At 58.9% G+C, this 20,624-nt stretch carries 21 protein-coding genes and 1 tRNA gene; 8 read left to right on the top strand and 14 right to left on the bottom strand.

What is annotated here, in order from left to right:
- Positions 1–18: 18 nt before the first annotated feature.
- The gene (locus AC5S26_RS10010) at positions 19–1,605 is read left to right on the top strand and encodes a ribulokinase (RefSeq protein ID WP_494184752.1); all 1,587 of its coding nucleotides are present in this window, start codon (positions 19–21) and stop codon (positions 1,603–1,605) included.
- Positions 1,606–1,724: 119 nt separating this feature from the next.
- On the opposite strand, the gene AC5S26_RS10005 is transcribed toward AC5S26_RS10010, so the two are convergent.
- The 3 genes from AC5S26_RS10005 to AC5S26_RS09995 form a co-directional block, all read right to left on the bottom strand.
- Complete coding sequence (locus AC5S26_RS10005; protein WP_494184751.1) at positions 1,725–2,348, bottom strand: MBL fold metallo-hydrolase; 624 nt, start codon at positions 2,346–2,348, stop codon at positions 1,725–1,727.
- 72 nt (positions 2,349–2,420) lie between these two features.
- Positions 2,421–2,720 carry a preprotein translocase subunit SecG gene (secG, locus tag AC5S26_RS10000; RefSeq protein ID WP_494184750.1) on the bottom strand — a complete coding sequence of 100 codons (300 nt, stop codon included), beginning with the start codon at positions 2,718–2,720 and terminating at the stop codon, positions 2,421–2,423.
- A gap of 34 nt (positions 2,721–2,754) precedes the next feature.
- Positions 2,755–2,839, bottom strand: a tRNA-Leu gene (locus AC5S26_RS09995).
- Between the two features lie 194 nt (positions 2,840–3,033).
- Here AC5S26_RS09995 and AC5S26_RS09990 point away from each other — a divergent pair.
- Complete coding sequence (locus tag AC5S26_RS09990) at positions 3,034–4,137, top strand: isoaspartyl peptidase/L-asparaginase family protein (RefSeq protein ID WP_494184749.1); 1,104 nt, start codon at positions 3,034–3,036, stop codon at positions 4,135–4,137.
- Positions 4,138–4,170: 33 nt separating this feature from the next.
- Here AC5S26_RS09990 and ftcD read toward each other — a convergent pair whose 3' ends face one another.
- The 3 genes from ftcD to AC5S26_RS09975 form a co-directional block, all read right to left on the bottom strand.
- On the bottom strand, positions 4,171–5,091 hold the full coding sequence (ftcD, locus tag AC5S26_RS09985; protein WP_494184748.1) for a glutamate formimidoyltransferase: 921 nt from the start codon (positions 5,089–5,091) through the stop codon (positions 4,171–4,173).
- A 35-nt stretch (positions 5,092–5,126) separates the two neighbouring features.
- On the bottom strand, positions 5,127–5,858 hold the full coding sequence (locus AC5S26_RS09980; protein WP_494184747.1) for an acyloxyacyl hydrolase: 732 nt from the start codon (positions 5,856–5,858) through the stop codon (positions 5,127–5,129).
- Between the two features lie 88 nt (positions 5,859–5,946).
- Positions 5,947–6,687: a YebC/PmpR family DNA-binding transcriptional regulator gene (locus AC5S26_RS09975; protein ID WP_494184746.1), complete on the bottom strand. Its 741-nt coding sequence runs from the start codon at positions 6,685–6,687 to the stop codon at positions 5,947–5,949.
- 383 nt (positions 6,688–7,070) lie between these two features.
- On the opposite strand from AC5S26_RS09975, the gene AC5S26_RS09970 reads away from it, so the two are divergent.
- Complete coding sequence (locus AC5S26_RS09970; RefSeq protein ID WP_494184745.1) at positions 7,071–8,045, top strand: gluzincin family metallopeptidase; 975 nt, start codon at positions 7,071–7,073, stop codon at positions 8,043–8,045.
- A 157-nt stretch (positions 8,046–8,202) separates the two neighbouring features.
- On the opposite strand, the gene AC5S26_RS09965 is transcribed toward AC5S26_RS09970, so the two are convergent.
- The 8 genes from AC5S26_RS09965 to AC5S26_RS09930 all read right to left on the bottom strand — a co-directional run bounded on the left by AC5S26_RS09965 (position 8,203) and on the right by AC5S26_RS09930 (position 16,107).
- Entirely contained in the window at positions 8,203–8,961 is a 759-nt protein-coding gene (locus tag AC5S26_RS09965; protein WP_494184744.1) for a hypothetical protein, read from the bottom strand.
- A gap of 451 nt (positions 8,962–9,412) precedes the next feature.
- On the bottom strand, positions 9,413–10,078 hold the full coding sequence (locus tag AC5S26_RS09960; RefSeq protein WP_494184743.1) for a hypothetical protein: 666 nt from the start codon (positions 10,076–10,078) through the stop codon (positions 9,413–9,415).
- A gap of 406 nt (positions 10,079–10,484) precedes the next feature.
- A complete protein-coding gene (locus AC5S26_RS09955) occupies positions 10,485–11,756 on the bottom strand; it encodes an RNA polymerase sigma factor (RefSeq protein ID WP_494184742.1) in 1,272 nt (423 codons plus the stop codon).
- 45 nt (positions 11,757–11,801) lie between these two features.
- Positions 11,802–12,155 carry a YciI family protein gene (locus AC5S26_RS09950; protein ID WP_494184741.1) on the bottom strand — a complete coding sequence of 118 codons (354 nt, stop codon included), beginning with the start codon at positions 12,153–12,155 and terminating at the stop codon, positions 11,802–11,804.
- Between the two features lie 245 nt (positions 12,156–12,400).
- Complete coding sequence (locus tag AC5S26_RS09945) at positions 12,401–12,871, bottom strand: cupin domain-containing protein (RefSeq protein ID WP_494184740.1); 471 nt, start codon at positions 12,869–12,871, stop codon at positions 12,401–12,403.
- Between the two features lie 43 nt (positions 12,872–12,914).
- Positions 12,915–14,201 carry a diaminopimelate decarboxylase gene (gene lysA / locus AC5S26_RS09940; protein ID WP_494184739.1) on the bottom strand — a complete coding sequence of 429 codons (1,287 nt, stop codon included), beginning with the start codon at positions 14,199–14,201 and terminating at the stop codon, positions 12,915–12,917.
- 179 nt (positions 14,202–14,380) lie between these two features.
- A complete protein-coding gene (locus AC5S26_RS09935) occupies positions 14,381–14,698 on the bottom strand; it encodes a PspC domain-containing protein (RefSeq protein WP_494184738.1) in 318 nt (105 codons plus the stop codon).
- Positions 14,699–14,853: 155 nt separating this feature from the next.
- The gene (locus tag AC5S26_RS09930) at positions 14,854–16,107 is read right to left on the bottom strand and encodes a tetratricopeptide repeat protein (RefSeq protein WP_494184737.1); all 1,254 of its coding nucleotides are present in this window, start codon (positions 16,105–16,107) and stop codon (positions 14,854–14,856) included.
- 125 nt (positions 16,108–16,232) lie between these two features.
- Here AC5S26_RS09930 and AC5S26_RS09925 point away from each other — a divergent pair, with 125 nt between their 5' ends.
- The 5 genes from AC5S26_RS09925 to pnp all read left to right on the top strand — a co-directional run bounded on the left by AC5S26_RS09925 (position 16,233) and on the right by pnp (position 20,602).
- Positions 16,233–16,649 carry a hypothetical protein gene (locus tag AC5S26_RS09925; protein WP_494184736.1) on the top strand — a complete coding sequence of 139 codons (417 nt, stop codon included), beginning with the start codon at positions 16,233–16,235 and terminating at the stop codon, positions 16,647–16,649.
- A gap of 427 nt (positions 16,650–17,076) precedes the next feature.
- A complete protein-coding gene (locus AC5S26_RS09920) occupies positions 17,077–17,253 on the top strand; it encodes a hypothetical protein (RefSeq protein ID WP_494184735.1) in 177 nt (58 codons plus the stop codon).
- Entirely contained in the window at positions 17,247–17,474 is a 228-nt protein-coding gene (locus AC5S26_RS09915; RefSeq protein WP_494184734.1) for a hypothetical protein, read from the top strand. The genes AC5S26_RS09920 and AC5S26_RS09915 overlap by 7 nt, the downstream gene beginning before the upstream one ends.
- A 139-nt stretch (positions 17,475–17,613) precedes the next feature.
- Positions 17,614–17,880: a 30S ribosomal protein S15 gene (rpsO, locus tag AC5S26_RS09910; RefSeq protein ID WP_494184733.1), complete on the top strand. Its 267-nt coding sequence runs from the start codon at positions 17,614–17,616 to the stop codon at positions 17,878–17,880.
- 331 nt (positions 17,881–18,211) lie between these two features.
- Complete coding sequence (gene pnp / locus AC5S26_RS09905) at positions 18,212–20,602, top strand: polyribonucleotide nucleotidyltransferase (RefSeq protein ID WP_494184732.1); 2,391 nt, start codon at positions 18,212–18,214, stop codon at positions 20,600–20,602.
- Positions 20,603–20,624 lie beyond the last annotated feature (22 nt).

Here is a 20,624-nt window from a genome sequence, read left to right as displayed (position 1 = left end):
CGACAGTGGGTGGAGACAATGGCAGTTGTAGCTGGTGCAGACTTTGGAACGTTGAGCGTTCGTGTGACGCTGCTGGACTCGGAACGTGGCCGCCTTGGAACGGCCGTCGCGGAGTATCCCCTTCATCGCCGTCGCGAAGATCCTGACTTCGCGACTCAATCGCACACCGACCAGATGAATGCTCTGGTGAAAGCGACAAAGGGCGTGCTCGAACAGACCGTTGTACACGGCGAAGATGTTTTAGCCATGGCGCTGGATACGACCGGTTCCAGCGTGGTGATGGTGGATGAGGCTCTCCAGCCACTGGATGAGTATTACCTGTGGTGCGATCATCGTGCCCATCGCGAAGCGCACGAGATCACCACGAAGGCTCACGAGCAGAAGCTTGAGGCTATCGACTGGTGCGGTGGAGTGTATTCCCACGAGTGGGGATGGGCCAAGCTGCTGCACTGGCTGCGTCATGCGGACGATGCGAAGCGTTCCAAATTCGCCACGGCGCTGGAGCATTGCGATATGGTGGCGGCGACGCTCACTGGCGTGCGGCATCCGGCAGACCTGAAGCGCAGCGTCTGCGCCATGGGGCACAAGTGGATGTGGAACCCCAAGTGGGGAGGTCTGCCCTCCGAAGAGTTTCTGGTAGCGGTCGATCCTTTACTTCAAGGCGTTCGAGACAAGATCGGAGGGGAGTACCTCACGTCCGATCACATCTACGGCGGATTGAGCGAGGGGTGGGCGGCAAAGATGGGACTGAAACCGGGAATTCCGATCCCGGTCGGCGCGTTCGATGCTCATTGGGATGCCCTTGGAGCCGGATGCAAGGAGGGAGATGTCGTCAATGTAGTGGGCACGTCGACCTGCATCATCGCCATCGCGCAGAAGACGGAACTTGTTCCAGGTGTGTGTGGCGTTGTTCCCGGCAGCGTCAATCCAGAGCTGACTGGCATTGAAGCAGGCCTGTCGGCGGTTGGAGATATCTTCGAAGGCATCGCCCGCCGGGCAGGCACGACCGTAAAGGAGCTTGCCGGGGGCCTGGACTCCTATCGGGCCGGCCAGACCGGTTTATTGCGCATGAGCTGGGACAACGGGGATCGCACGGTCTTGGTGAACCCCGAACTCGGCGGTGTAACCCTTGGATGGAACCTGTTGCACACGGCCCAGGACGAGTTGTTTGCAGCCATTGAAGGGACGGCTTTTCATACGCGCATCATCCTGGAACGCATGGCGGAACATGCCGTGCCCGTCGAACGCGTGATCAATGGTGGCGGCATTCCACAGAATAATGCGGTGCTGAACCAGGTCTACGCCAACGTTCTGAACAAGCCCGTCCTCGTGCCGGACGGAACGCCTACGAGCCTGGGCTCTGCAATCGTTGCCTTTGTGGCTGCGGGAACTTTCCCTTCGATCGAAGCCGCTCAGCAAAAACTGTGCCTGCCGTTTCGGACATTTCTCCCCGATCCGAAAGCGGTCGAGCGGTACGAGGAACTCTACCAGCTCTATCGCAAGCTTTATTTCGCGCTGGGATCTCGGGAGGCGCAAGCCGTGCCCTTGGGCGACGTCTTACCGCAGCTGCGCGCGATTGCTCAGGAGGCAAGGGAAGAGGCATGAGCCTGCGTGGGGACCAAAGAGGATTTCGCTAAAAGTGATTCATCTTCGCGCAGTTATCCTTTTGGTTCCAGTAGAGCTAAGCTTTATATTTTTGAGATAAACGATTGTTTTTACGATGGTTACAGGAAGGGGTTTCCTTCGCGCTCTTCACCAATAGTCGTGTTCGGCCCATGTCCGGGTACGACCTTGACCTCGTCCGCCAGGGTGAGCAGGTGATCGTGGATGGAGCGGATGAGCTGGCGAGAGTCTCCCCCCGGGAGATCAGTTCTCCCGACCGACCCGGCGAACAGGGTGTCTCCGGCAAGGAGAAGGGAATGTTCGGGAAGATAAAGGCAGATGCTTCCCTGGGTGTGTCCTGGAGTGTGAAGGACCGTACCTGAGATGCCGGCAACGGAGACGTTCTGGCCATCGGTGAGCGGAGCGTCGGGAGGGGCTACCTGGGGAACGGGCATGCGCAGCCACGATGCCTGGACGTCCATCATCTTCACCAGAGGCAGGTCGTTCTCGTTGTAGAAGATCGGGGCTCCGGTAAGCTGCTTGAGTTTCTGGGCTCCGGCGATGTGATCGATATGGGCGTGCGTGATGACGATGGTTTTCACCGTAAGGCCATGTCGGTCGAGAAGAGCCTGAATCGCGGGGATGTCGTCGCCCGGATCGATCACGATGGCTTCACGCGAGGCCTCATCGCCGAGGATGGAGCAGTTGCATTGGAGAAGGCCGACGGGGAGAATCTCGTGGATCATGGATTAAGAGTACATGGCGCAAAAGTAAAAACGCAGGCACGAGGCCTGCGCTTTTAAAAGATAGGAACCGAGCTACTTCTTCGGCGTGTTCTGCTGTTGCTGCTGCGTGGTCGGGTGTCCTGAAAGCACAGAGTGATCGGAGGAACGCGAGAGCAGGATCGTAAGCCCGATCGAGGTCAGCATGAAGACAATCGCCGAGTAGGTGGTCATGCGAGTCAAGAGATTGGCCGCGCCGCGAGGACCGAAGGCGGTCTGTGAACCCTGGCCGCCGAAAGCTGCGGCGAGATCAGCGGATTTTCCCTGCTGAACCAGAATGACTCCAACGATGAAGAGGGAGACCAGGACGTGCAGAACAACGAGAGCAATAATCATCGGAGAAGACTGCCTTCCAGAGAATGTTTTGGATTGGTGCGGAGGAGGGGACTTGAACCCCTATGCCTTGCGGCGCAAGCACCTCAAGCTTGTGCGTCTGCCAATTTCGCCACCTCCGCATTGGCTCTGCACTGCAGGTGCCAGAAATATAGCGGTGAGCAATCCGAAACGTAGTATAGCATCCCATGGGCAGTTTTTGTAGGTAAGTGTCCATGGGTGTTGGTTCACCAACAATCCACCCTATATGTATGTGTAACGGTAGAATCATACTTCTCAAAATTTCTTAGAACTTGTGGTCGACAGAGGGATGCGTATGCTTGCAGCGCTTCGAATGGGTGTCATCGCGTCGTTGATTGTTGCAGGCGGTTCAACTGGCCTGCGAAGTGAAGATGGAATAGCGGCTCCTGTGGGTGCGCAGGCAACGGCGGCGAAGCATAGATGGGCGATCGTTCTGCACGGCGGGGCGGGCGTGATCGAACGGAGATCCATGAGTGCGGAGACGGACGCCGCGTACCGCGCAGCACTGAAGACAGCGATACAGGCAGCAGCCGATGTTCTGGAGAAGGGTGGCACCTCCATGGATGCGGTCGAAGCTGCGATCAAGCTAATGGAAGACAATCCACTGTTCAACGCCGGCAGGGGCGCCGTCTTTACTGCCGAGGGCAGGAATGAGCTGGACTCAGCCGTGATGGATGGGGCGACGATGAACGCGGGAGCAGTCGCCGGGGTCACGAGAACACGACATCCGATTTCGCTGGCGCGCGCTGTGATGGAAAAGTCTCCGCACGTGATGTTGATTGGCACGGGCGCGGACCAGTTTGCCGCCAGTGTGGGGTTGGAGCAGGTGGACCCGAGCTACTTTTTTACCGAGCGGAGATGGCAGAGTCTGGTCCGTCAATTGAAGAAAGAAAATGCTCCGATCCCGCCGAGGCCGAAGGGAGCGCCAGCGGCTCCAGCTGGAGGGCTTGCGGAGATTGAGCCGCCGGACGCGCATAAGTACGGGACGGTGGGAGTCGTTGCGCTCGACCAGAACGGCAATATTGCCGCGGGGACATCGACAGGTGGAACCCAGGCCAAGCGTTGGGGAAGAGTAGGGGATTCGCCGATCATCGGAGCCGGGACTTATGCGTCGAACCAGTCCTGCGCCGTATCGGCGACGGGAACGGGAGAGTACTTCATCCGGCTCACGGTGGCTCGCACGATCTGCTCGCTGGTTCAGTACAAGGGCATGAAGCTTCAGGACGCTGCCGATGAGGTGATCCAGAAGGAGCTCGGAGCGATCCACGGAGACGGAGGCGTGATCGCGATTACTCCCGATGGGCAGCTGGCATGGAGCTTCAATACTCCCGGGATGTATCGCGGACGCGTCGTTCAGGGCGGAGCGATTGAGGTGAAGATCTACGCCGACGAGAGATAGATCGTCGGCGCGACGATAACGATTGGCAGCAATTCAGGCGGCGGGCCATTCAAGCGGATTTACAAGACGCCGTTCGACCACCTTGAGCGCGGGATCGAAGTCCGGGATCTTTGCGATCCACTCGGCGCCGTCTTCGAATGCGGCTTCGGGGATGAGTCCGATGAGCTCGCTGTCATCCAGTTCGGCTCCGTAGCGGATGGCAAGCTCCTTGAGACGCGCATAGAGCTTGGGCATAGGGGTCACGATATGGTCGGTGATGTTCATGCTGACCTGGGCGCGGTCATTGGCGAGCACTCCCAGAGCCTTGACGCCGTGCAGACCTCCGTTGGAAGCGCGAATGTCGCGTGCGATGGCTCGAGCGGAGGTGACATCGGGTTGACGCAGATGAACGTTGTAGGCGATCAAAAAGCTGCGGGCGCCGACGACTGAGGCTCCTGCGGTCGGGTGCAGATCCGGTCCGCCTATGTCGGGCCGGCGAGCGGTTTCCCGCCGAACCGCATCGCGAAGGCCTTCGAACTGACCGCGGCGAACATCTTCCAGATGGACGCGATCGGGCCGGGCGGCAGAGGCTCCGTAGAAATAAACCGGCACACCATGACGGCGCCACAGATTGAGGCCTGCCTGGCGGGCAAGCATGGCGCATTCTGCCAGCGACGCTCCACGGACGGGAATAAATGGAATTACATCGGCAGCGCCGATGCGCGGATGGACACCGTTCTGCCGAGTGAGGTCGATGATCTCCGCGGCCTTGCCTGCGCCGCGAATGGCCGATTCAACGACGGCCTCCGCCGGCCCGGCGATGGTAACGACGGAGCGATTGTGAGCGAGGTCGAGCGACCAGTCGAGGAGACTGACGCCCGGGACCTGCATAGCCAGGACGATGCGGCTGACCTTGGAGAGGTCGGTCCCTTCGGAGAAGTTTGGAACGCATTCGATGATTGCTTCAGAGTTCATGATTTGAAGACCTGGAGCCTAAAGACTCGCTGTTGTTACTTCCACCAGGTATAGCCCGCGGAGAATTGTATGCTCGCGTTGACGCCGGGGTTTTTATCTCCAAGCGAGGCCGAGGAGATGTGGACGGCGTTGGCTCCAAAGTCGATGGAGCGGCGCGGCGTGATGAAGTAGTGCATGCCTACGCCAAACTGGGGGGTGAAGTTCCAAACGCTGGTGTTGGCGGCGTACCCGTCATTGAACTCGTTGTAGGGCGGGCCGCCGACGCCGGGGTACTTGTGGTTGGTCCAGATCATTCCTCCGCCACCCTGAGCCCAAGGAGTGATTTTGCGGTGCCCGGAGCCGGTGAAGTTCCAGCGAAGAAGGATTGGCGTGATGGAGATACCCGTATAGGTTCCCCCGGTCATATACGGAGCGGAGCAGACTCCCGGGGCGGTGCAGGTGCGGCGCTCAAACTCCGGAGTGTAGGACTGCCAGAAAGGGAAGACCTCGATGGCGTATTCGAAGTTGCCGTGAACAAGGCCGGGGCCGATATTGGGAGTGAGAACCTTTCCTGCGTGGCCGCCGAGCATGAAGAACTTGTAGTCGCTGCGATCATCCGTGACGCCCAGGCCGCCCTGAGCGATTACGCCGAGTTCCAGTGGGCGATGTGTCGCGGTGAACGGGGTCGGCGAGGCAGGCGCTGCCTGCGCGTGAGCCGGAGATGTGGAGAGCAGGGCGGCGAGAGGCAGTGTGCAGAGGGCTGAAATGCGGCGAATGATCCTGGTCACTCCGGAGGCTCCGTTCAAGTTGATGTTGCGAATACAGAAGAAAGGCCGCCATCGGATGGCGGCCTTGGAAACAGGTAGACCGCGTGAGTTAGCTGGCGACGGGAGCCTCGTCCATATCAAAGTTCGAGTAGACGTTTTGGGTGTCGTCGAGGTCTTCGAGAGTTTCGAGGAGCCGGATCATGGCGTTGGCCTGAGAGCCTTCGAGCTTGGTATAGGTCGAGGCGATCTTGGTGACCTCGGCATGCTCCGGAGTGATCGCGGCGGCTTTGAGGGCAGTGGTGACTGCCTCGAAGTCCTTGGGGTCGGTGAGGATCTCCCAGTTCTCGCCTTCATCGGAGAGGTCTTCGGCTCCGGCCTCGAGAACGATCTCGGTAAGCTTCTCTTCGCCGGCTGCCGATTTGGCGATGGAGATGACTCCCTTGGTGGTGAACATCCAAGAGACGGCGCCATCGGCTCCGAGATTGCCGCCATTCTTCGAGAAGGCATGGCGAATCTCGCTGACAGCGCGATTCTTGTTGTCGGTGAGAACGTCGACGATGACGGCGACGCCACCGGGGCCGTAGCCCTCGTAGGTGATCTCCTCGTAGGAGACGCCTTCGAGCTCGCCGGTTCCGCGCTGGATGGCGCGCTTGATATTTTCCGACGGCATGTTTTCAGCCTTGGCCGCAGCGATAGCTCCGCGCAGGCGGGGGTTTCCGTCAGCGTCGCCTCCGCCGAGCTTGGCGGCGATGGTGATTTCCTTGATCAGGCGGGTGAAGATCTTTCCGCGCTTGGCGTCGAGGGCGCCCTTCTTGTGCTTGATTGTCGCCCATTTTGAGTGGCCGGACATGTACAACCTCAGTTTGATTTGTTTCGCCTGCGGGTTGGCAGGGGTGATACGACTTCGAGATTTTAGCACACTGACGGTGGGACCCGCCCCCGTCTGTTTTTGTGCAAAGTCTTCGATATAAAAGAGTTAGGTCTGGACCTCGTTTTCGGAGCCCCAAAGGAGGGCTTCGGAAGGGAGGGCACTTTCCTGCTCTCTTTCATTATAGCGGTCCGGGGCAAGGGAATCGGCAGATAGAACTGATGGAACAAGAGTGAGATAGACGGTCCCGGGCTTGACACGTTCCTGGGGCGTCCCGCGCCTTGCGAAAAAGAGAGAAAGATCTGTACCGGTTTGCCATGATGTGCCGTCCAACGACAAACAGTTGACGGCGCGGGCGGTGACAGTTGCGAATCGGACGATGGAGTGGATTCCTGTTTCTGGTGTCGGGGTTGTTCTGTCAGTCTGTGGCCATGGGCTGCCAGGAGAGAGGGTCATTTTCGAGGGGGCCGGGAGGTGGGGAGGTCGCCCATTCCGAGAGCTTCACCACGGGCGGAGCGACGATCGAGGTAGACTTCGCTCCCGGAAGCCTGGACCTTGAGACGGCTGCCGTAATGGGATGGGTCGAGAATGCGGCACGGGCTGTGACTGTTTACTACGGCCGATTTCCGGTGGCGAGAGCGAAGGTGCGGGTAGTCCCAGTACCGGGACGTCACGGGGTGTTGCAGGGGACGACCTGGGGGAATATGGGCGGGAATCCAGGATTCACCCGAATGCGGCTGGGCGAGCATACGACCCAGAGTGAGTTGACGGACGACTGGACCATGACGCATGAGCTTTCGCACATGGCGTTCCCGGGCCTTCCGGATGATCAGCACTGGATGGAAGAGGGTCTCGCAACCTACGTCGAGCCCATCGCACGGGTACAGGCGGGGCAGCTTGCGGCGAAGAGGATATGGCAGGACATGGCGGAGGGAATGCCGAAGGGCGAGCCGGGCGAAGGCGACCAGGGGTTGAACAGAACGCATACCTGGGGCCGTACCTATTGGGGTGGGGCCTTGTTCTGCCTGATGGCGGATGTGGAGATTCGCAAGGAGACGAAGAGTCGCAAGGGACTGCAGGATGCACTGCGGGCGATCGTCGCCGCAGGCGGGAATATCGATGAGAACTGGCCGATTGAACGAGCGTTTTCGATTGGAGATAAGGCGACCGGGACCCGTGTGCTGACGGAGATGTACGCGAAGTGGGGGAGTACGCCGGTGGAGGTGGATCTGCCGGCGTTGTGGAAGGAGCTGGGGGTCAGGCAAGGGGCTGCGGGGTTTGAACTGGATTCGCGGGCGCCGCTGGTTTCGGTTCGGGAAGCGATTACAACCGTGAGGTAGGTGAGATTTGTGGAGGCCAGGAAGACGCCCGAGCTTCGCTCTATGTCCGACTCATGCGATCAGACTGCATGAATGGGGCATCCGGCGCTCCCAAGTCACGAGACAGCCGCTTCACTATAGAAGCATCGAGCTCTGTGGCGAAGCTGGAGGAACTTTCTCAGCTGATGAGCCATCCTGCAAAGCGACGCCATGCTGCGCTTGGGCCGATGACAACCGCACAGAGATTGTCGATTACAAAGAGCACGATCCCAAGCCAAAGAGAAACAGGATGAATCCGGCGAAACCGGATGCGATCGTAGATAGCGCTCGCCGCAAGTGAGATTGCGATTGGAAGGATGACGATCACGCCATGAGTGCGGAGCAAGGGGCTATGGCCGATGAAGTGGGCGAAGGGTGCCGGCAACATGACAACTACGGCAAATAGCATCAGCCTCTTGTGAATGTCTGCGCGGCGCCGATACCAGTATCCCGCGGCCACGAGAATTCCAAATTCGAAGACATCCAGAAGCGGAAAGATCATCTGGGCGACAGGACCCAGCGGGTCAGACTTCAGTCCGAGGTCGCCACTGAGATCAAATCCTCTACGCGTCATCTCGATGGTGGTCACATAACCCAACACGACCATACCGGCAGCAAGAAGCATGGATGCTGTTCCAAGGCTTCGGTGGGTGGCTGTTCTTCCTGTTTGCACCAGGAGTGTCTGCATTAAAAACACCAGAAGCCACGCGAAGAAGACGATGCCGTGTGCCGCTACAATCCAAGTGAACGACCCCAGGCGATTCGCAGGATTCAAGATGGAAGGTGTGAACGACGCGATTGCAACGAGAATGCAGGCGGCTCCCATGGCCGCATAAAACCAGCGCCCGACGGACGTATCGGTCCAACGTCCCGTAGCCCGTGTCGCAGTGACATTCATGCGGCCTCCAGGTGTTCGATAGGGATGTATTCACATCTAGGCCCAAGGCCCATCCATCTGAAGTACCGCGTGTCTTGTTTGAGACCCGTTCCGCCGCGAATCGTTGGCCGCCTAATACTACTCCTGCAATCCACCCATCTTTCCGTTTTAGAGAAAATTCTGAAGCGAGGATGTCGCACATGGCCTCGCAGCAGAGGGCGAAGACGGAACCTACGATATCGGCGGCGATGGTGGCTGGGGCTCCACTAGCAGCTGTGCGGCAGGGAATTCTTAAGGGACAGTAGGAGTGATGGATCGATCATGTTGCTCGAGTCTGGCATCCGATAAGCGCGTTTTGTCAGGAGTAATCCCGGGAATTGCGCCTGAATTGCAACTCAATGAGCGTATTCCCGTGAATTCATCGGTCTCACAAAACTATTCCGCCGCCAGACCGAACAGACGCTCAGCCAGCCTACTTCGCTGTGATCTTTAGGTTAGCGAAATAACCCTCAGAGGAAGGCTCTATCCATAATGCAACTCCGCCTTGCTGCGGCTTGAGCTTAAGATCGTTGACGATGAGAGAAGGTTGATCCGCTCCGTTCACGTAAAGCCTCGCCTTGTGACCTTCCACTTCAATCTTGTACTTTGTCCAGACACCGGGCTCAAGGTCGACGTACGATTCGTATTGTCCAGGGGCCTCCTTCCGCAATCGCGCCCAGTCAAAATCCGGGTAGGATGCGTATTGCGTTGAGTGATTGCGTCTGCGCTGGTCGTCGGCTCGGCCATTCGTGGGTCGGAGATAGATGTACTCGTAGCTTCCATCAGCCTGGACACGGAAGGCGATGCCAATGAATCCACGTGCGTCACCCGTAGCCCCTGCGGCGGGCTTGCCAGCCAGATCTACTTCAATTGTTCCATCTCGAAACGTTGCGTCCTTGATCACCGCATACGAGGTCGCGTCTACGGCACCGGGCGTTGCTATTACCTGAATGGCACTGCGACCTTTATAGTCGGTCTGTCGAATCGACACATTTTTGCCTACGAGCTGATTGGTACTTTGGCCCCTGAGTGGCAGATCAAAACAAACGAAAAGAGAGACAATGATCAAAGTCGGCGCTGAAAAAAAGTGTTTGTTCATCGTAGTACTCCTTAAGCAGGTGGCCAGCAAACTGGAGCATTTGGCGCAGGGTTCTGCGCAGGTGGCCCATACTCTGTCTCATAGACAGCATGCCGGTAGCCAATTCTGAGATTTTCAGTACCAGCCATGTGATAACACCAATCTATTGCTATGGTGCAGGTTACGCTGAACGTGCACAAACCTCTGCCTCGAGTCGGCCGAGACACCCGCCTGGGATATGCGCACGGATGTTCGGATACGGACAGGGTTGCTCCGAATACGGACATCGGCGCTATGTTGGTTCATCCAGTTCATCGAACCAGGTTGACCGATGCACTCGTCGAGCACTGATCCGTGTCGATAAGTCGGCTACTCGGAATTGATTGACTTCACTGACGAGAACCGCGTTCACAGGACTGAACCGGAGCTACGATGACGAGGCGGCCTTCTCAATCTGCTTCAGCCTTTCCGTCAGCAATTCCTGTTCCCGCAGATTCTGCGTCATTGTGATGGCGCGCTGGATTTCCTCACGCGCCTCAGTGAACCTTCCCATCTTCATGAGCAGGTCTCCGCGAACGCTGGGGAGTAGATGGTAGCCAGTCAGGGCTGGGTCAGCGGTGAGCTTATCGACCTCATCGAGTCCAGCGGCAGGACCTTGCGCCATACCAACGGCGACGGCTCGATTCAATGCCACTATGGGAGACGGGCTGATCTGCAGCAGAGCGTCGTAGAGAAGAACGATTCGCTCCCAGTCGGTCTCTTTGGCTGTTCGAGCCCGCATGTGACAGGCGGCAATCGCTGCCTGCAAGGCATAGTTTCCTGCGCCACCACCGAGTCTTTGCGCTTGTTCGAGCGCGGACATCCCTCGCTGGATCTGCGCGCCGTCCCACAAAGTGCGATCCTGATCCGGCAGCAAAACCGCCTCACCGTTGTTTCCGCGGCGAGCCGCAGTGCGCGATGCATTGAGTTCCATCAGAGCCAGAAGGGCCTGAACTTCAGACTCGCCGGAAAGAAGCTGCACCAGCATGCGTCCAAGGCGGAGTGCCTCGTCGCAGAGCGCAGCCCGCATCCATTCCTCTCCCGAAGTCGCGGTATATCCCTCATTGAAGATCAGGTAGACGACCGAAAGCACGGATTCCATTCTGCGGCGCAACTCATCTCCGCGTGGCGTCTCAAAGGGAATATGCGCCTCAGAGAGAGTCTTCTTGGCGCGAAAGATTCGCTGTCCCAGCGTCTTTTCAGGCACAAGGAAGGCGCGTGCGATCTCCACGGTAGTGAGGCCGCAGATGAGACGCAACGTAAGCGCGATGCGTCCTTCCACCGCGAGGACCGGATGGCACGCGGTAAAGATAAGCCGCAGGACGTCATCGTCTATTACCTGATCCAGTGCCTGGTCCATAGCCTCTGCGAGTTGCTGCTGTTGCCATTCAAGTTCCCGAGCAAGTTGTTCGTGCTTTTGTACGAGCATCTGCCCACGACGCAACGAATCAAGCGCGCGGTTCTTTGCCGCCGTCATCAGCCACGCCCCGGGATTTTCCGGGATACCTTCTTCGGGCCATCGCTCAAGGGCCGAGACGAGTGCGTCCTGGGCGAGTTCTTCTGCAATGCCGATATCGCGGGTGACGCGTGCAATCGCGGCGATGAGGCGTGTGGATTCGATCTTCCACACGGTCTCAATCGTGTTGGGGACATCACTCATGAGCCTTTGATGGCGATTACACCAGTGGTCGTTGAAGTCCGATGATCAGTTGCTGGCCGGTGCCGGATTGTAGAAGATCTCGCGTACCTCGCCCTGCCCTCGAGTAGCGACGACGCTTTTGCGTGCCCATGCCACCGCCTCGTCCATGTCAGCGCATTCCAATATCCAAAAACCGCCGATGTGTTCCTTGGTCTCAAGGTACGGCCCGTCAGTGATGAGGACTTCGCCATTGGTCTGCGACCGCAGCGACTTCGTGGCCCCGAGGCCGCAAGCGAACTTCGTGACACCGGCGGCATCCATCTCTTCGTTAAGCGCGTGGATGGCTTGGCCAATCGATTCGTCCATTTGGGACGGGTCAAAGTCGTCGGGGAGGTATCCTGCAACCAAATATTGCGGCATTGTCTTCTCCTGTAATGGTGTGTCGGCGGGCCGATTGTCTCGCCCTTCACTATAACGACGAACGGCCGGAGCGGATTTCGACAAGCCATCGAGAAAATTTTAGGTTTCTTTGTTCGGAGGGAGGAGTTGCACTCCTCACCTCTCTATTACCAGCCGCAATGCCGGTCCTAAATTTGGCTTACGCGGAAGTCGAATCGGTCATGATGAGTCGACTTATGACGAGCGATCTTAAACGAACGCAGTCATCAAGCGTTCTTGCCCATCATCTTAATGAAGTAGAAAGTCATTCGCGTCTTGCCGGTGTTCAGCACTCCGTGCAGCACATTCGATTCGGCAAACACCATGTCGCCTTCCTTTACCGGAGTTGCGACATTGTTGATGGAAAACTCCCCAGTTCCTTCTCCCACGATCATGATTTCTTCTTCGGGATGACGATGCGGCGGATGGGGCTTCGCTCCCGGTTCCAGCGTCACAAAGCCAGAGGCAAGCGCAGCAAGTTGCTGGGTTGGCCCATTGAAGTGTACGTAGGCTTTTGCTCCAGGAGCGGCGCCTTCTGGCTTGAGGGTCTCCGCCTTTACGACACTGCTCTGAAGCTGAGCGCCATCGGTTTTCGTGTCCACATGCGTAACCTGCTGCCCCGATTGAGCGAGCGCTTCTGGTAGCAGAGCCGCACCTGACAGGCTCGTGACGGACGTCAGAAATCTTCTTCGATTCATCGTTCACTCTCCGCAGCAAGTGTATAGGGCATGTGAGTTGCGGTTACAGGACTTCGGGGGCGAGGAGGTCGAGCATGGTTTCGCGACGACGGGCAAGGGTGACTGTGGTGCCTTCGATGAGGACTTCGGCTGGACGTGGGCGGGAGTTGTAGTTCGAGGCCTGGGTCATGCCGTAGGCTCCTGCGTCGAGGAGGGCTACGAGGTCGCCGGGCTCGACGGGGGGGAGTACGCGGTCGCGGGCGAAAAAGTCACCGGATTCGCAGACGGGACCGACGATGTCGGCTGTGACTGTGGTTGAGTTCTTGGGCTGCCGGACGGGGACGATCTCGTGATGGGCGTGATAGAGCGCCGGGCGGATGAGATCGTTCATGGCGGCGTCGGTGATGACGAAGGTCTTGCTGCCGTTCTTCTTGACTACGAGGACGCGGGTGAGCAGGGCACCGGCCTGAGCGACGATGAAGCGTCCAGGCTCGAGGAGGAGATGGGCGCGGTCGTCGGCGAGGCCCTTGTTCAGGGCGGCGGCGTAGCGGTCGACCTGATGAGCGGCGTCGAAGGGCGCGTCGCTGTAGTCGATGCCGAGACCTCCTCCGGCGTCGATGGTGCGGATGTCGTGGCCGTCGTGGCGAAGCTGCGCGACAAGCGAAGTGACGCGTGCGAGTGCGGCGGCGAAGGGGTCGACCTTGCGGATCTGCGAGCCGATGTGGACGCTGACACCGTAGGGCTCTAGCCATTTGGATTTGGCAGCGCGGCGGTAGATGGCACGGGCGGCTTTGATGTCGATGCCGAATTTATGTTCGCTGAGCCCGGTGGAGATGTAGGGGTGTGTCTCGGCGAAGACGTCGGGATTTACGCGGAGGGCGAAGCGGGCGCGGATGCCGAGGGCCTGCGCTCGAGCGGCGAGGAGGTCGAGCTCCTGCTCGGACTCGACGTTGAACTGGAGGATGTTGGCTTTGAGGGCGGCGTCAATCTCCCAGACCTGCTTGCCTACGCCAGAGAAGACGACTTTTTTGAGGGCGGGTTTGTGAGCCTTGCGGACGCGTTCGAGTTCGCCACCGGAGACGATGTCGAAGCCTGCCCCCTGGCGGGCGAGGAGGCGAAGGATGGCCAGCGAGGAGTTGGCCTTGACCGCGTAGCAGACGGTGTGGGCACGATCCTTGAAGGCTTGCTGAAAGAGCTGGAAGCGTTGGGAGATCTGAGTAGCGGAGTAGACGTAGAGAGGGGTGCCGTGATCTTCAGCGAGAGAGACCAGGCTGACGCCGTCGCAGAAGAGGGTGCGGTTGCGGTAGACGAAGGGACGGGCAGGGGCTGGCGGTGCGGCGGTCTTCTTCAAAACGAGGGGCTCTCTCCTTGGTGCGGCTGTTTGACTCGTGGCGTCCGGGATGAACGCAGGTCCCTTCGACTTCGCTCAGGGTAGGCTCTTCGACTTCGCTGCGCTTCGCTCAGGATGACACAGTTTGAGGGGACCGCGCAGCGGGTGAATTGGAGACGATATTTGCGGTGTGCCTACGGCTAAACAATATTGGTCGGCATGGCGTAGGGCTCTTCGGGGATGATGATCCAGGCGATGAGGTAGGCGAGGGCACCGGCTCCGCTGAGGCAGATGAGGGCGGTGATGATGCGGACGACGGTGACGTCCCAGTTGTAGCGCTGGGCAAAGGCGGCACAGACGCCGGCGATCATGCGGTTGTTGCGGGGGCGGAAGAGATGATCGCCGATGGTAAAGGGCGAGGTGTAAGGGGGCGGCGCGCCTACGCCGGTTGCGACTCCGCAGGAGGGGCAGAAACGAGAGGATGATTCCAGCTTCGATCCACAGCGAGTACAGAACATGGGAGATTCTCCGAAGAAGATAATTTTACATAACCGGTCTGGTGTTTTTGGCAGCCGGTTTCTCTTTGGATACGGAGAGATGGGTGAGATGGTTCCTTTTGGGATTCCCGGGGGATGTTTAGGGGCAGAAAAGCGGAATCCTCCGCAGTTCGGGGTCAGGTTCCCATGTAGGGAGTCTTGAGATACTTGCGGGCGGTATCGGCCTGGGACTGATCGCCTCCGCCGGCAGATGCTTCCTTATATTGCTCGATGGCTTTGTCGCGTTGATGGAGGAGGTCGAACATCTGGCCGGCATTGAGCTGGGCGCGGCGGCGGAGCCAATCGGTGCATTTGGGCTGAGAGGCGGCATTGATGTAGTTCTGGGCGGCGGCGGCGATCTGGTTCTGTCCGCGCTGGGTGTCGGCGAGGCCAAAGTAGGTCATCTGCAGGCGGGGATCGATGAAGAAGTCAGGCTTGCGGGCGTCCTCGAGAAGGCGCTTGTAGGCGGCGATAGCACCGGGGCCGTCCCCTTTGTCCTTGGTAAGGTTGGCCTCTTCGAGGCGGAAGAGATAGTCGCGAGGAAACTCCTGGGCGAGGCCGCGCTGGACGGCGAGAGCTTCAGGGTATCGAGCGTCGTGGCGGAGAAAGAGAGAGAGTGCGGTGCGGCACTCGACGCGGTTGACGACACCCTGAGCAGCGCACTGGCGGAGGAGATCGAGGCCTTTCTCCTTGTTGCCGGTGACACCGGTGATTCCAATCATGATGCGGAGGATGCGGGGGAGAGAAGCGACGGCGAACTGCTGAATTCCGACGGCCATCTTGGCGTCGGCGTAGTTGGGATCGATGCGGAGGGCCTGTTCGCTGTCCTGGCGGGAGTTGAGGCCCTGCCGAGCGGCGCCGACGTAGCTATGATCGACGAGGGTGATGAAGGCCGCGTGCATGCCCCGGGCATAGCCGCGGGCGAAGTACGCATTGGCGTCGTTGGGATTGGCTTTGGTCTGTCGATCGCAGATTGCAATGACGGAGTTGGTGAGCTGCTCGATGCGATCGCGGGTGGCCTGGGGGACGGGGACGTCGCGCTTGGAGGAGAGGAAAGAATCGTGGGCGTAGTAGGTGGTGTCGAGGAGGTCCTGATGGTAGAGCTCGCGGAAGATGAGAGTCATCAGGATATAGTTGGTCGCCATGGGATTTTGCGGGTTGGCGCGCTGAATGGCTTCGAAGCGGGAGAGGGCTCCGTCGTAGTCGAGGTTATAGAAGTGGACGTGAGCTTCGCGGACCTCGGGCGAAAGATTGATGGGATCGGTATGCAGGTTGGCGGGTTGCGCGGCGGCAGAGAGCGTGAGCGCCACAAGCGACAGGAAGATGCAGGCGAGCAGGGAAGTGCGATATGGTTTTGAGGTCATCGTAAGCGGGGTGCGGCGAGTGTGCATTCCGGGTTCTTTGGGGCCGTTGTAAAGACGCATCCTGGTATTAGACGCACATCACCGTAGACTATAACCCTGCCGCGTGGACGACCGTGGCGACCAAACGTCTGCGTTGAGATGGAAGGGCGTATATGACACGGTTTGAACTGCTCCAAGTGCTGGTGGGCCAGGCGCGGGTAAATGGATTCCCATTCAAGAAGTGGTATGTATCGCGCATGGGTTTGCCGTGGACGAGCACGCAGGAAGCTCTCGAGAGGCTGGCGGAGGAGAGACGCTACTATGCGTTGTTGTTCTCGCATGAGTTCGCGTCGAGCTTCTGGAAGGCAGGGGAACTGATGACGTTTCAGGTTCCGACGCAGACGTTTTCACGAGCCATGGCCGATGGCACAGTGCGTGAGATCACACGGAAGGCATATACGCGGCGCACGGCGCGCGAAGATGTGTGGCGATATCATCTGCGCGAGATGGCTGTGACCGAGGAGCCGCTGAAGTATATCCGGCGCTTTGTGCGGGTGGAGGATGACCTGGACGAAGAAGAGGCGAGCTGAAGGTAGTGGCTCTTGCCTGAGCTGAGAACCTGTATTCGCGGCGAATGGCGGCAATCTGACGAATATGATGTCGCCCATGCACGAGATGAAAGCGTCGCCATTGAGGGATGCTGAGCGGCCCGAGGACGAAGTGGGAGAGGCAGGGAGTGGAGCTGAAGAGGCCCTCGGCCTGGGTCAGTACGGAGTCCATGCTGGTAAGGCTGACGATGATTGCAGAGGTGAGGTCGTCTCCGCTGGGGTGAGGAGCGGGCGAACAGGCGGGCGGCGTGACGATGGCAGGAGCTTCGCGGCGTACAGGGATAAAGCCTAACCGGATCACAAAGAACCGCGGGAGAAGTTGGGATGGAGTAGGACGCGAGCGGGTGGGAGTTCCTTTTGCGAGGCGATCTTTGATGGAAGAAGTCGTGGAGGCGAAAGCCATCAAGAGGTGCTGGGCGATCTGACAGATATTCCAGCGATCCGGATCGTGTTTCGGGTGGAGTTGCGCCTGAACAGCGTTGAGGCCATGGAGGGAGCCGGAGAGTTCGCTTTGGAGTTGTTGCAAGGCGGGATCCATGTTGGACTCTTTGACGGCACCCCCAAAGGTACACTGGAGGCATGGTAGAGGGGATACGGTTCTTATGGCATGCGACTCGAGGGTATCGTCTGCGGCCGTGGCGTAGTCCCTACCTGCGGTGGCGGCTGGAGACCTATTCCGGGAAGAAGGCCGATGCGGTGGAAGCAAAGGACTTCTGGGCGCTGATGTGGGACGAGCGAAGCCAGGTGTTGCGATTTTCGCGTTGGCTGGGCGAGATGCGCGGATACGCAGAGGAAAGCGAGAAGTAGAACGAGCCGGAGCCATTGCAACGGGAAATGTACCTTGCGGATGCCTGAAGGCGATCCTCAATTGCCCCTCCGGGACGGCAATGCTATCCTTATGGGGACACTAAGAGTGGACTAGAAGAATCAGGAGTATACGAAAGCTGTGCTAGCACCTGCTAAGAAGACAGATATTATTGCGAAGTTTCGCACCCACGATTCCGATACCGGAAGCCCCGAGGTTCAGATCGCGATTCTGAGCGAGCGCATCGGAGATCTGACCGAGCACTTCAAGGCTCACAAGAAGGATCACGGATCGCGCCGCGGGCTATTGATGCTCGTAAGCAAGCGCCGTCGCCTGCTGGATTACCTGAAGAAGTGCGACGCCGACCGTTACCGCGATGTGATTGGCAAACTGGGCATCCGCAAGTAACCGCATCCCGGAGACACCTTCATTCAAACCATGGAAGCATGCTCGGCCCGTTCGATTCCGGCTGCAGACCTTGTGCAGGACCGCAAAGGGTCTTGCAGCGGGAGCCGATAACGATGGCACTCGTGGCAAGCGCACTGATTGCCATGAACGCTGGACGCTTTGAGCCGGCCGGGCGGAACTATTCCATGAATCATTCGACACAGGGCAGCGTGCTGACGGTCTAGAGGATCGGCGGCTCGCTGCGCTTTTTCGCGTCTGCACAAACGCACGGGCGGAAGACGCGACCAAGTTCCAGATAAACGATAGAGACGAGAGAAAAGAGAGCACACATATGAAGCAGGACGTGATTGTAGAGCTTGCCGGCGGCAAGCAGATCAAATTTGAGACGGGCCGCATGGCCAAGCAGGCCTCAGGCGCCGCGCTGACATCGAGCGGAGACAATGTGATCTTGGCGACAGCGGTCGCCTCGCCGGACCCGAAGGAAGGCATCGACTTCTTTCCGCTGACGGTGGAATATCGCGAGTTTACCTATGCCGGTGGACGCATTCCCGGTGGATTCATCAAGCGTGAGGGGCGTCCGAGCGAGAAGGAGATTCTGACCAGCCGCCAGATCGACCGTCCGATCCGCCCGCTGTTTCCCGAGGCATTCCGCAACGAGACGCAGGTGGTCGCGTTTGTCTACTCCGCGGATAAGGAGAATGATCCGGATGTACTTGGCATCAACGGAGCCAGCTGCGCGCTGGCGTTGAGCGATATTCCGTTTCACGGTCCTGTGGGCGCGGTTCGCATCGGCATCGTCGAGGATCAGTTCATCGTGAATCCGACGTATGCGGAGCGCGAGAAGAGCAAGCTGAACATCATGGTCGTCGGCACGAAGGACGGCATCGTGATGATCGAGTCCGGCGCGAAGGAGATTCCGGAAGAGCGCGTCGTCGACGCGATCGAGTTTGCACACGGCGAGATCAAGAAGATCTGCGCGGCCATTGAAGATCTAGTCAAGCGCGCGGGCAAGCAGAAGCGGCTGGTGACGGCTGTGGAGACCGACAGCGAGTACCTGAATGCGCTGAAGGCAAAGATCGGCGCTCGTCTGGCGGATGCGCTCGACACCAAGAAGCACCCGAAGTTCGAAAGCTACGCTCTGGTGAAAGCAATCAAGGACGAGCTCAAGAAGGAGCTTCCCGAGGGAGATTCGGATGCCGCCAAGAAGCTTGGCAAGTACTATGAACTGCTGCGCGAAAATATCTTCCGCGAGCAGGTTCTGAACGACCGGATTCGTCCAGACCATCGGGCCTTCGATGAGATCCGGGAGATCACGATTGAGGTGGGCGTTCTTCCCCGCGTTCACGGCTCGGCGCTGTTTACGCGCGGTGAGACGCAGGCACTGGTCTCGGCTACATTGGGAACGACCGACGATGCACAGCGCCTGGAGAGCTACGAAGGCGAGCAAAAGCGGCGCTTCATGCTGCACTACAACTTCCCGCCGTTCTCGGTAGGAGAGGTAGGGAGGATGTCTGGTGTTGGCCGGCGAGAGATCGGTCACGGCGCCCTGGCTTCGCGTGCGATTGAAGCCGTGTTGCCGGGCGAGGATGAATCGCCCTATACGCTACGCGTGGTGTCGGACATTCTGGAATCGAACGGCTCGTCGTCCATGGCTACGGTCTGCGGCGCATCGCTTTCGCTGATGCAGGCTGGCATTTCGCTGAAGGGATCAGTTGCCGGTGTGGCGATGGGCCTGGTGAAGGAGGGCGATAAGTACGCCATCCTGACCGACATTGCCGGAGCCGAGGACCACTATGGCGACATGGACTTCAAGGTAGCCGGAACGCGCAATGGTATTACCGCACTGCAGATGGATATCAAGATCATGGGAATCACGTCGCAGATTATGCGTGAAGCCCTGGAGCAGGCTCGTCATGGAAGACTCTTCCTTCTAGACAAGATGGACGCAGTGATTGCCGGCGCAAATCAGGAGAAGTCGAAGTTCGCACCGCGTATCCACACGATGCAGATTCCGACAGACAAGATTCGCGATCTGATTGGACCGGGAGGCAAGGTGATTCGCGGAATCATTGACGCGACCGGCGTGAAGATCGATGTCGACGACACGGGCCGCGTGAACGTAGCCTCGAGCGATGCGGATGGCCTGGAGCGTGCGATCCAGATGATCAGCGATCTGACGGCAGTGCCTGAGGTGGGGAAGACCTATCTTGGCAAAGTCGTACGAATTGCGGAGTTCGGCGCGTTTGTCGAGATCTTCCCTGGAACGGATGGCCTGCTGCACGTCTCGGAGATTGCGGAGCATCGCGTAAAGGATGTGAAGGACGAACTGCGCGAGGGCGACCAGATCCTGGTGAAGGTTCTCGCAATTGAAGGAAATCGCATCAAGCTTTCCCGCAAGGCGGTGTTGCGTGAACAGCGTGCCAAGCTGGGATTGCCGGATCCGGCTCCCCAGGGTGGAGACGGTGAAGAACGCGGTCGCGCTCAGCAGGCGGCAGCCACCGATCCCGAAGGACTCGAAGATGAGGACGACTTCGAAGACGGCGGCGAAGAGGAAGGTGAGGAAGAACCAAACTTCAATCGCGCCGATGCGGTACCGCAAGGAGCATCCCGTCCAAGTGGTCCCGGCGCTCCAGCTGGACAACGTCGGCCGGGTGGACGTCGTCGTCGAGGCGGACGTCGAGGCGGTCCTGGCGGCGGATCGCCACAAGGCGGCAATCAGTAGCTAGATGAAATAAAAGAGATGA

Source organism: Edaphobacter sp. FHG110511_03 (genome assembly GCF_059115365.1).
Note: the sequence above shows the minus strand (reverse complement) of the source record. Positions and strands in the feature narration are given on the sequence as shown.

Excerpts from the sequence above, each read along its gene's own strand:
- secG (WP_494184750.1), bottom strand. The coding sequence starts at position 2,720 with ATGATTATTGCTCTCGTTGTTCTGCACGTCCTGGTCTCCCTCTTCATC.
- AC5S26_RS09945 (WP_494184740.1), bottom strand. The coding sequence starts at position 12,871 with ATGAATCGAAGAAGATTTCTGACGTCCGTCACGAGCCTGTCAGGTGCG.
- AC5S26_RS09930 (WP_494184737.1), bottom strand. The coding sequence starts at position 16,107 with ATGCACACTCGCCGCACCCCGCTTACGATGACCTCAAAACCATATCGC.
- AC5S26_RS10005 (WP_494184751.1), bottom strand. The coding sequence starts at position 2,348 with ATGATCCACGAGATTCTCCCCGTCGGCCTTCTCCAATGCAACTGCTCC.
- AC5S26_RS09965 (WP_494184744.1), bottom strand. The coding sequence starts at position 8,961 with ATGAATGTCACTGCGACACGGGCTACGGGACGTTGGACCGATACGTCC.
- AC5S26_RS10010 (WP_494184752.1), top strand. The coding sequence starts at position 19 with ATGGCAGTTGTAGCTGGTGCAGACTTTGGAACGTTGAGCGTTCGTGTG.
- AC5S26_RS09935 (WP_494184738.1), bottom strand. The coding sequence starts at position 14,698 with ATGTTCTGTACTCGCTGTGGATCGAAGCTGGAATCATCCTCTCGTTTC.
- AC5S26_RS09975 (WP_494184746.1), bottom strand. The coding sequence starts at position 6,687 with ATGTCCGGCCACTCAAAATGGGCGACAATCAAGCACAAGAAGGGCGCC.
- ftcD (WP_494184748.1), bottom strand. The coding sequence starts at position 5,091 with ATGAACTCTGAAGCAATCATCGAATGCGTTCCAAACTTCTCCGAAGGG.
- AC5S26_RS09990 (WP_494184749.1), top strand. The coding sequence starts at position 3,034 with ATGCTTGCAGCGCTTCGAATGGGTGTCATCGCGTCGTTGATTGTTGCA.
- AC5S26_RS09950 (WP_494184741.1), bottom strand. The coding sequence starts at position 12,155 with ATGCCGCAATATTTGGTTGCAGGATACCTCCCCGACGACTTTGACCCG.
- AC5S26_RS09955 (WP_494184742.1), bottom strand. The coding sequence starts at position 11,756 with ATGAGTGATGTCCCCAACACGATTGAGACCGTGTGGAAGATCGAATCC.
- pnp (WP_494184732.1), top strand. The coding sequence starts at position 18,212 with ATGAAGCAGGACGTGATTGTAGAGCTTGCCGGCGGCAAGCAGATCAAA.
- AC5S26_RS09915 (WP_494184734.1), top strand. The coding sequence starts at position 17,247 with ATGGTAGAGGGGATACGGTTCTTATGGCATGCGACTCGAGGGTATCGT.
- AC5S26_RS09960 (WP_494184743.1), bottom strand. The coding sequence starts at position 10,078 with ATGAACAAACACTTTTTTTCAGCGCCGACTTTGATCATTGTCTCTCTT.
- AC5S26_RS09925 (WP_494184736.1), top strand. The coding sequence starts at position 16,233 with ATGACACGGTTTGAACTGCTCCAAGTGCTGGTGGGCCAGGCGCGGGTA.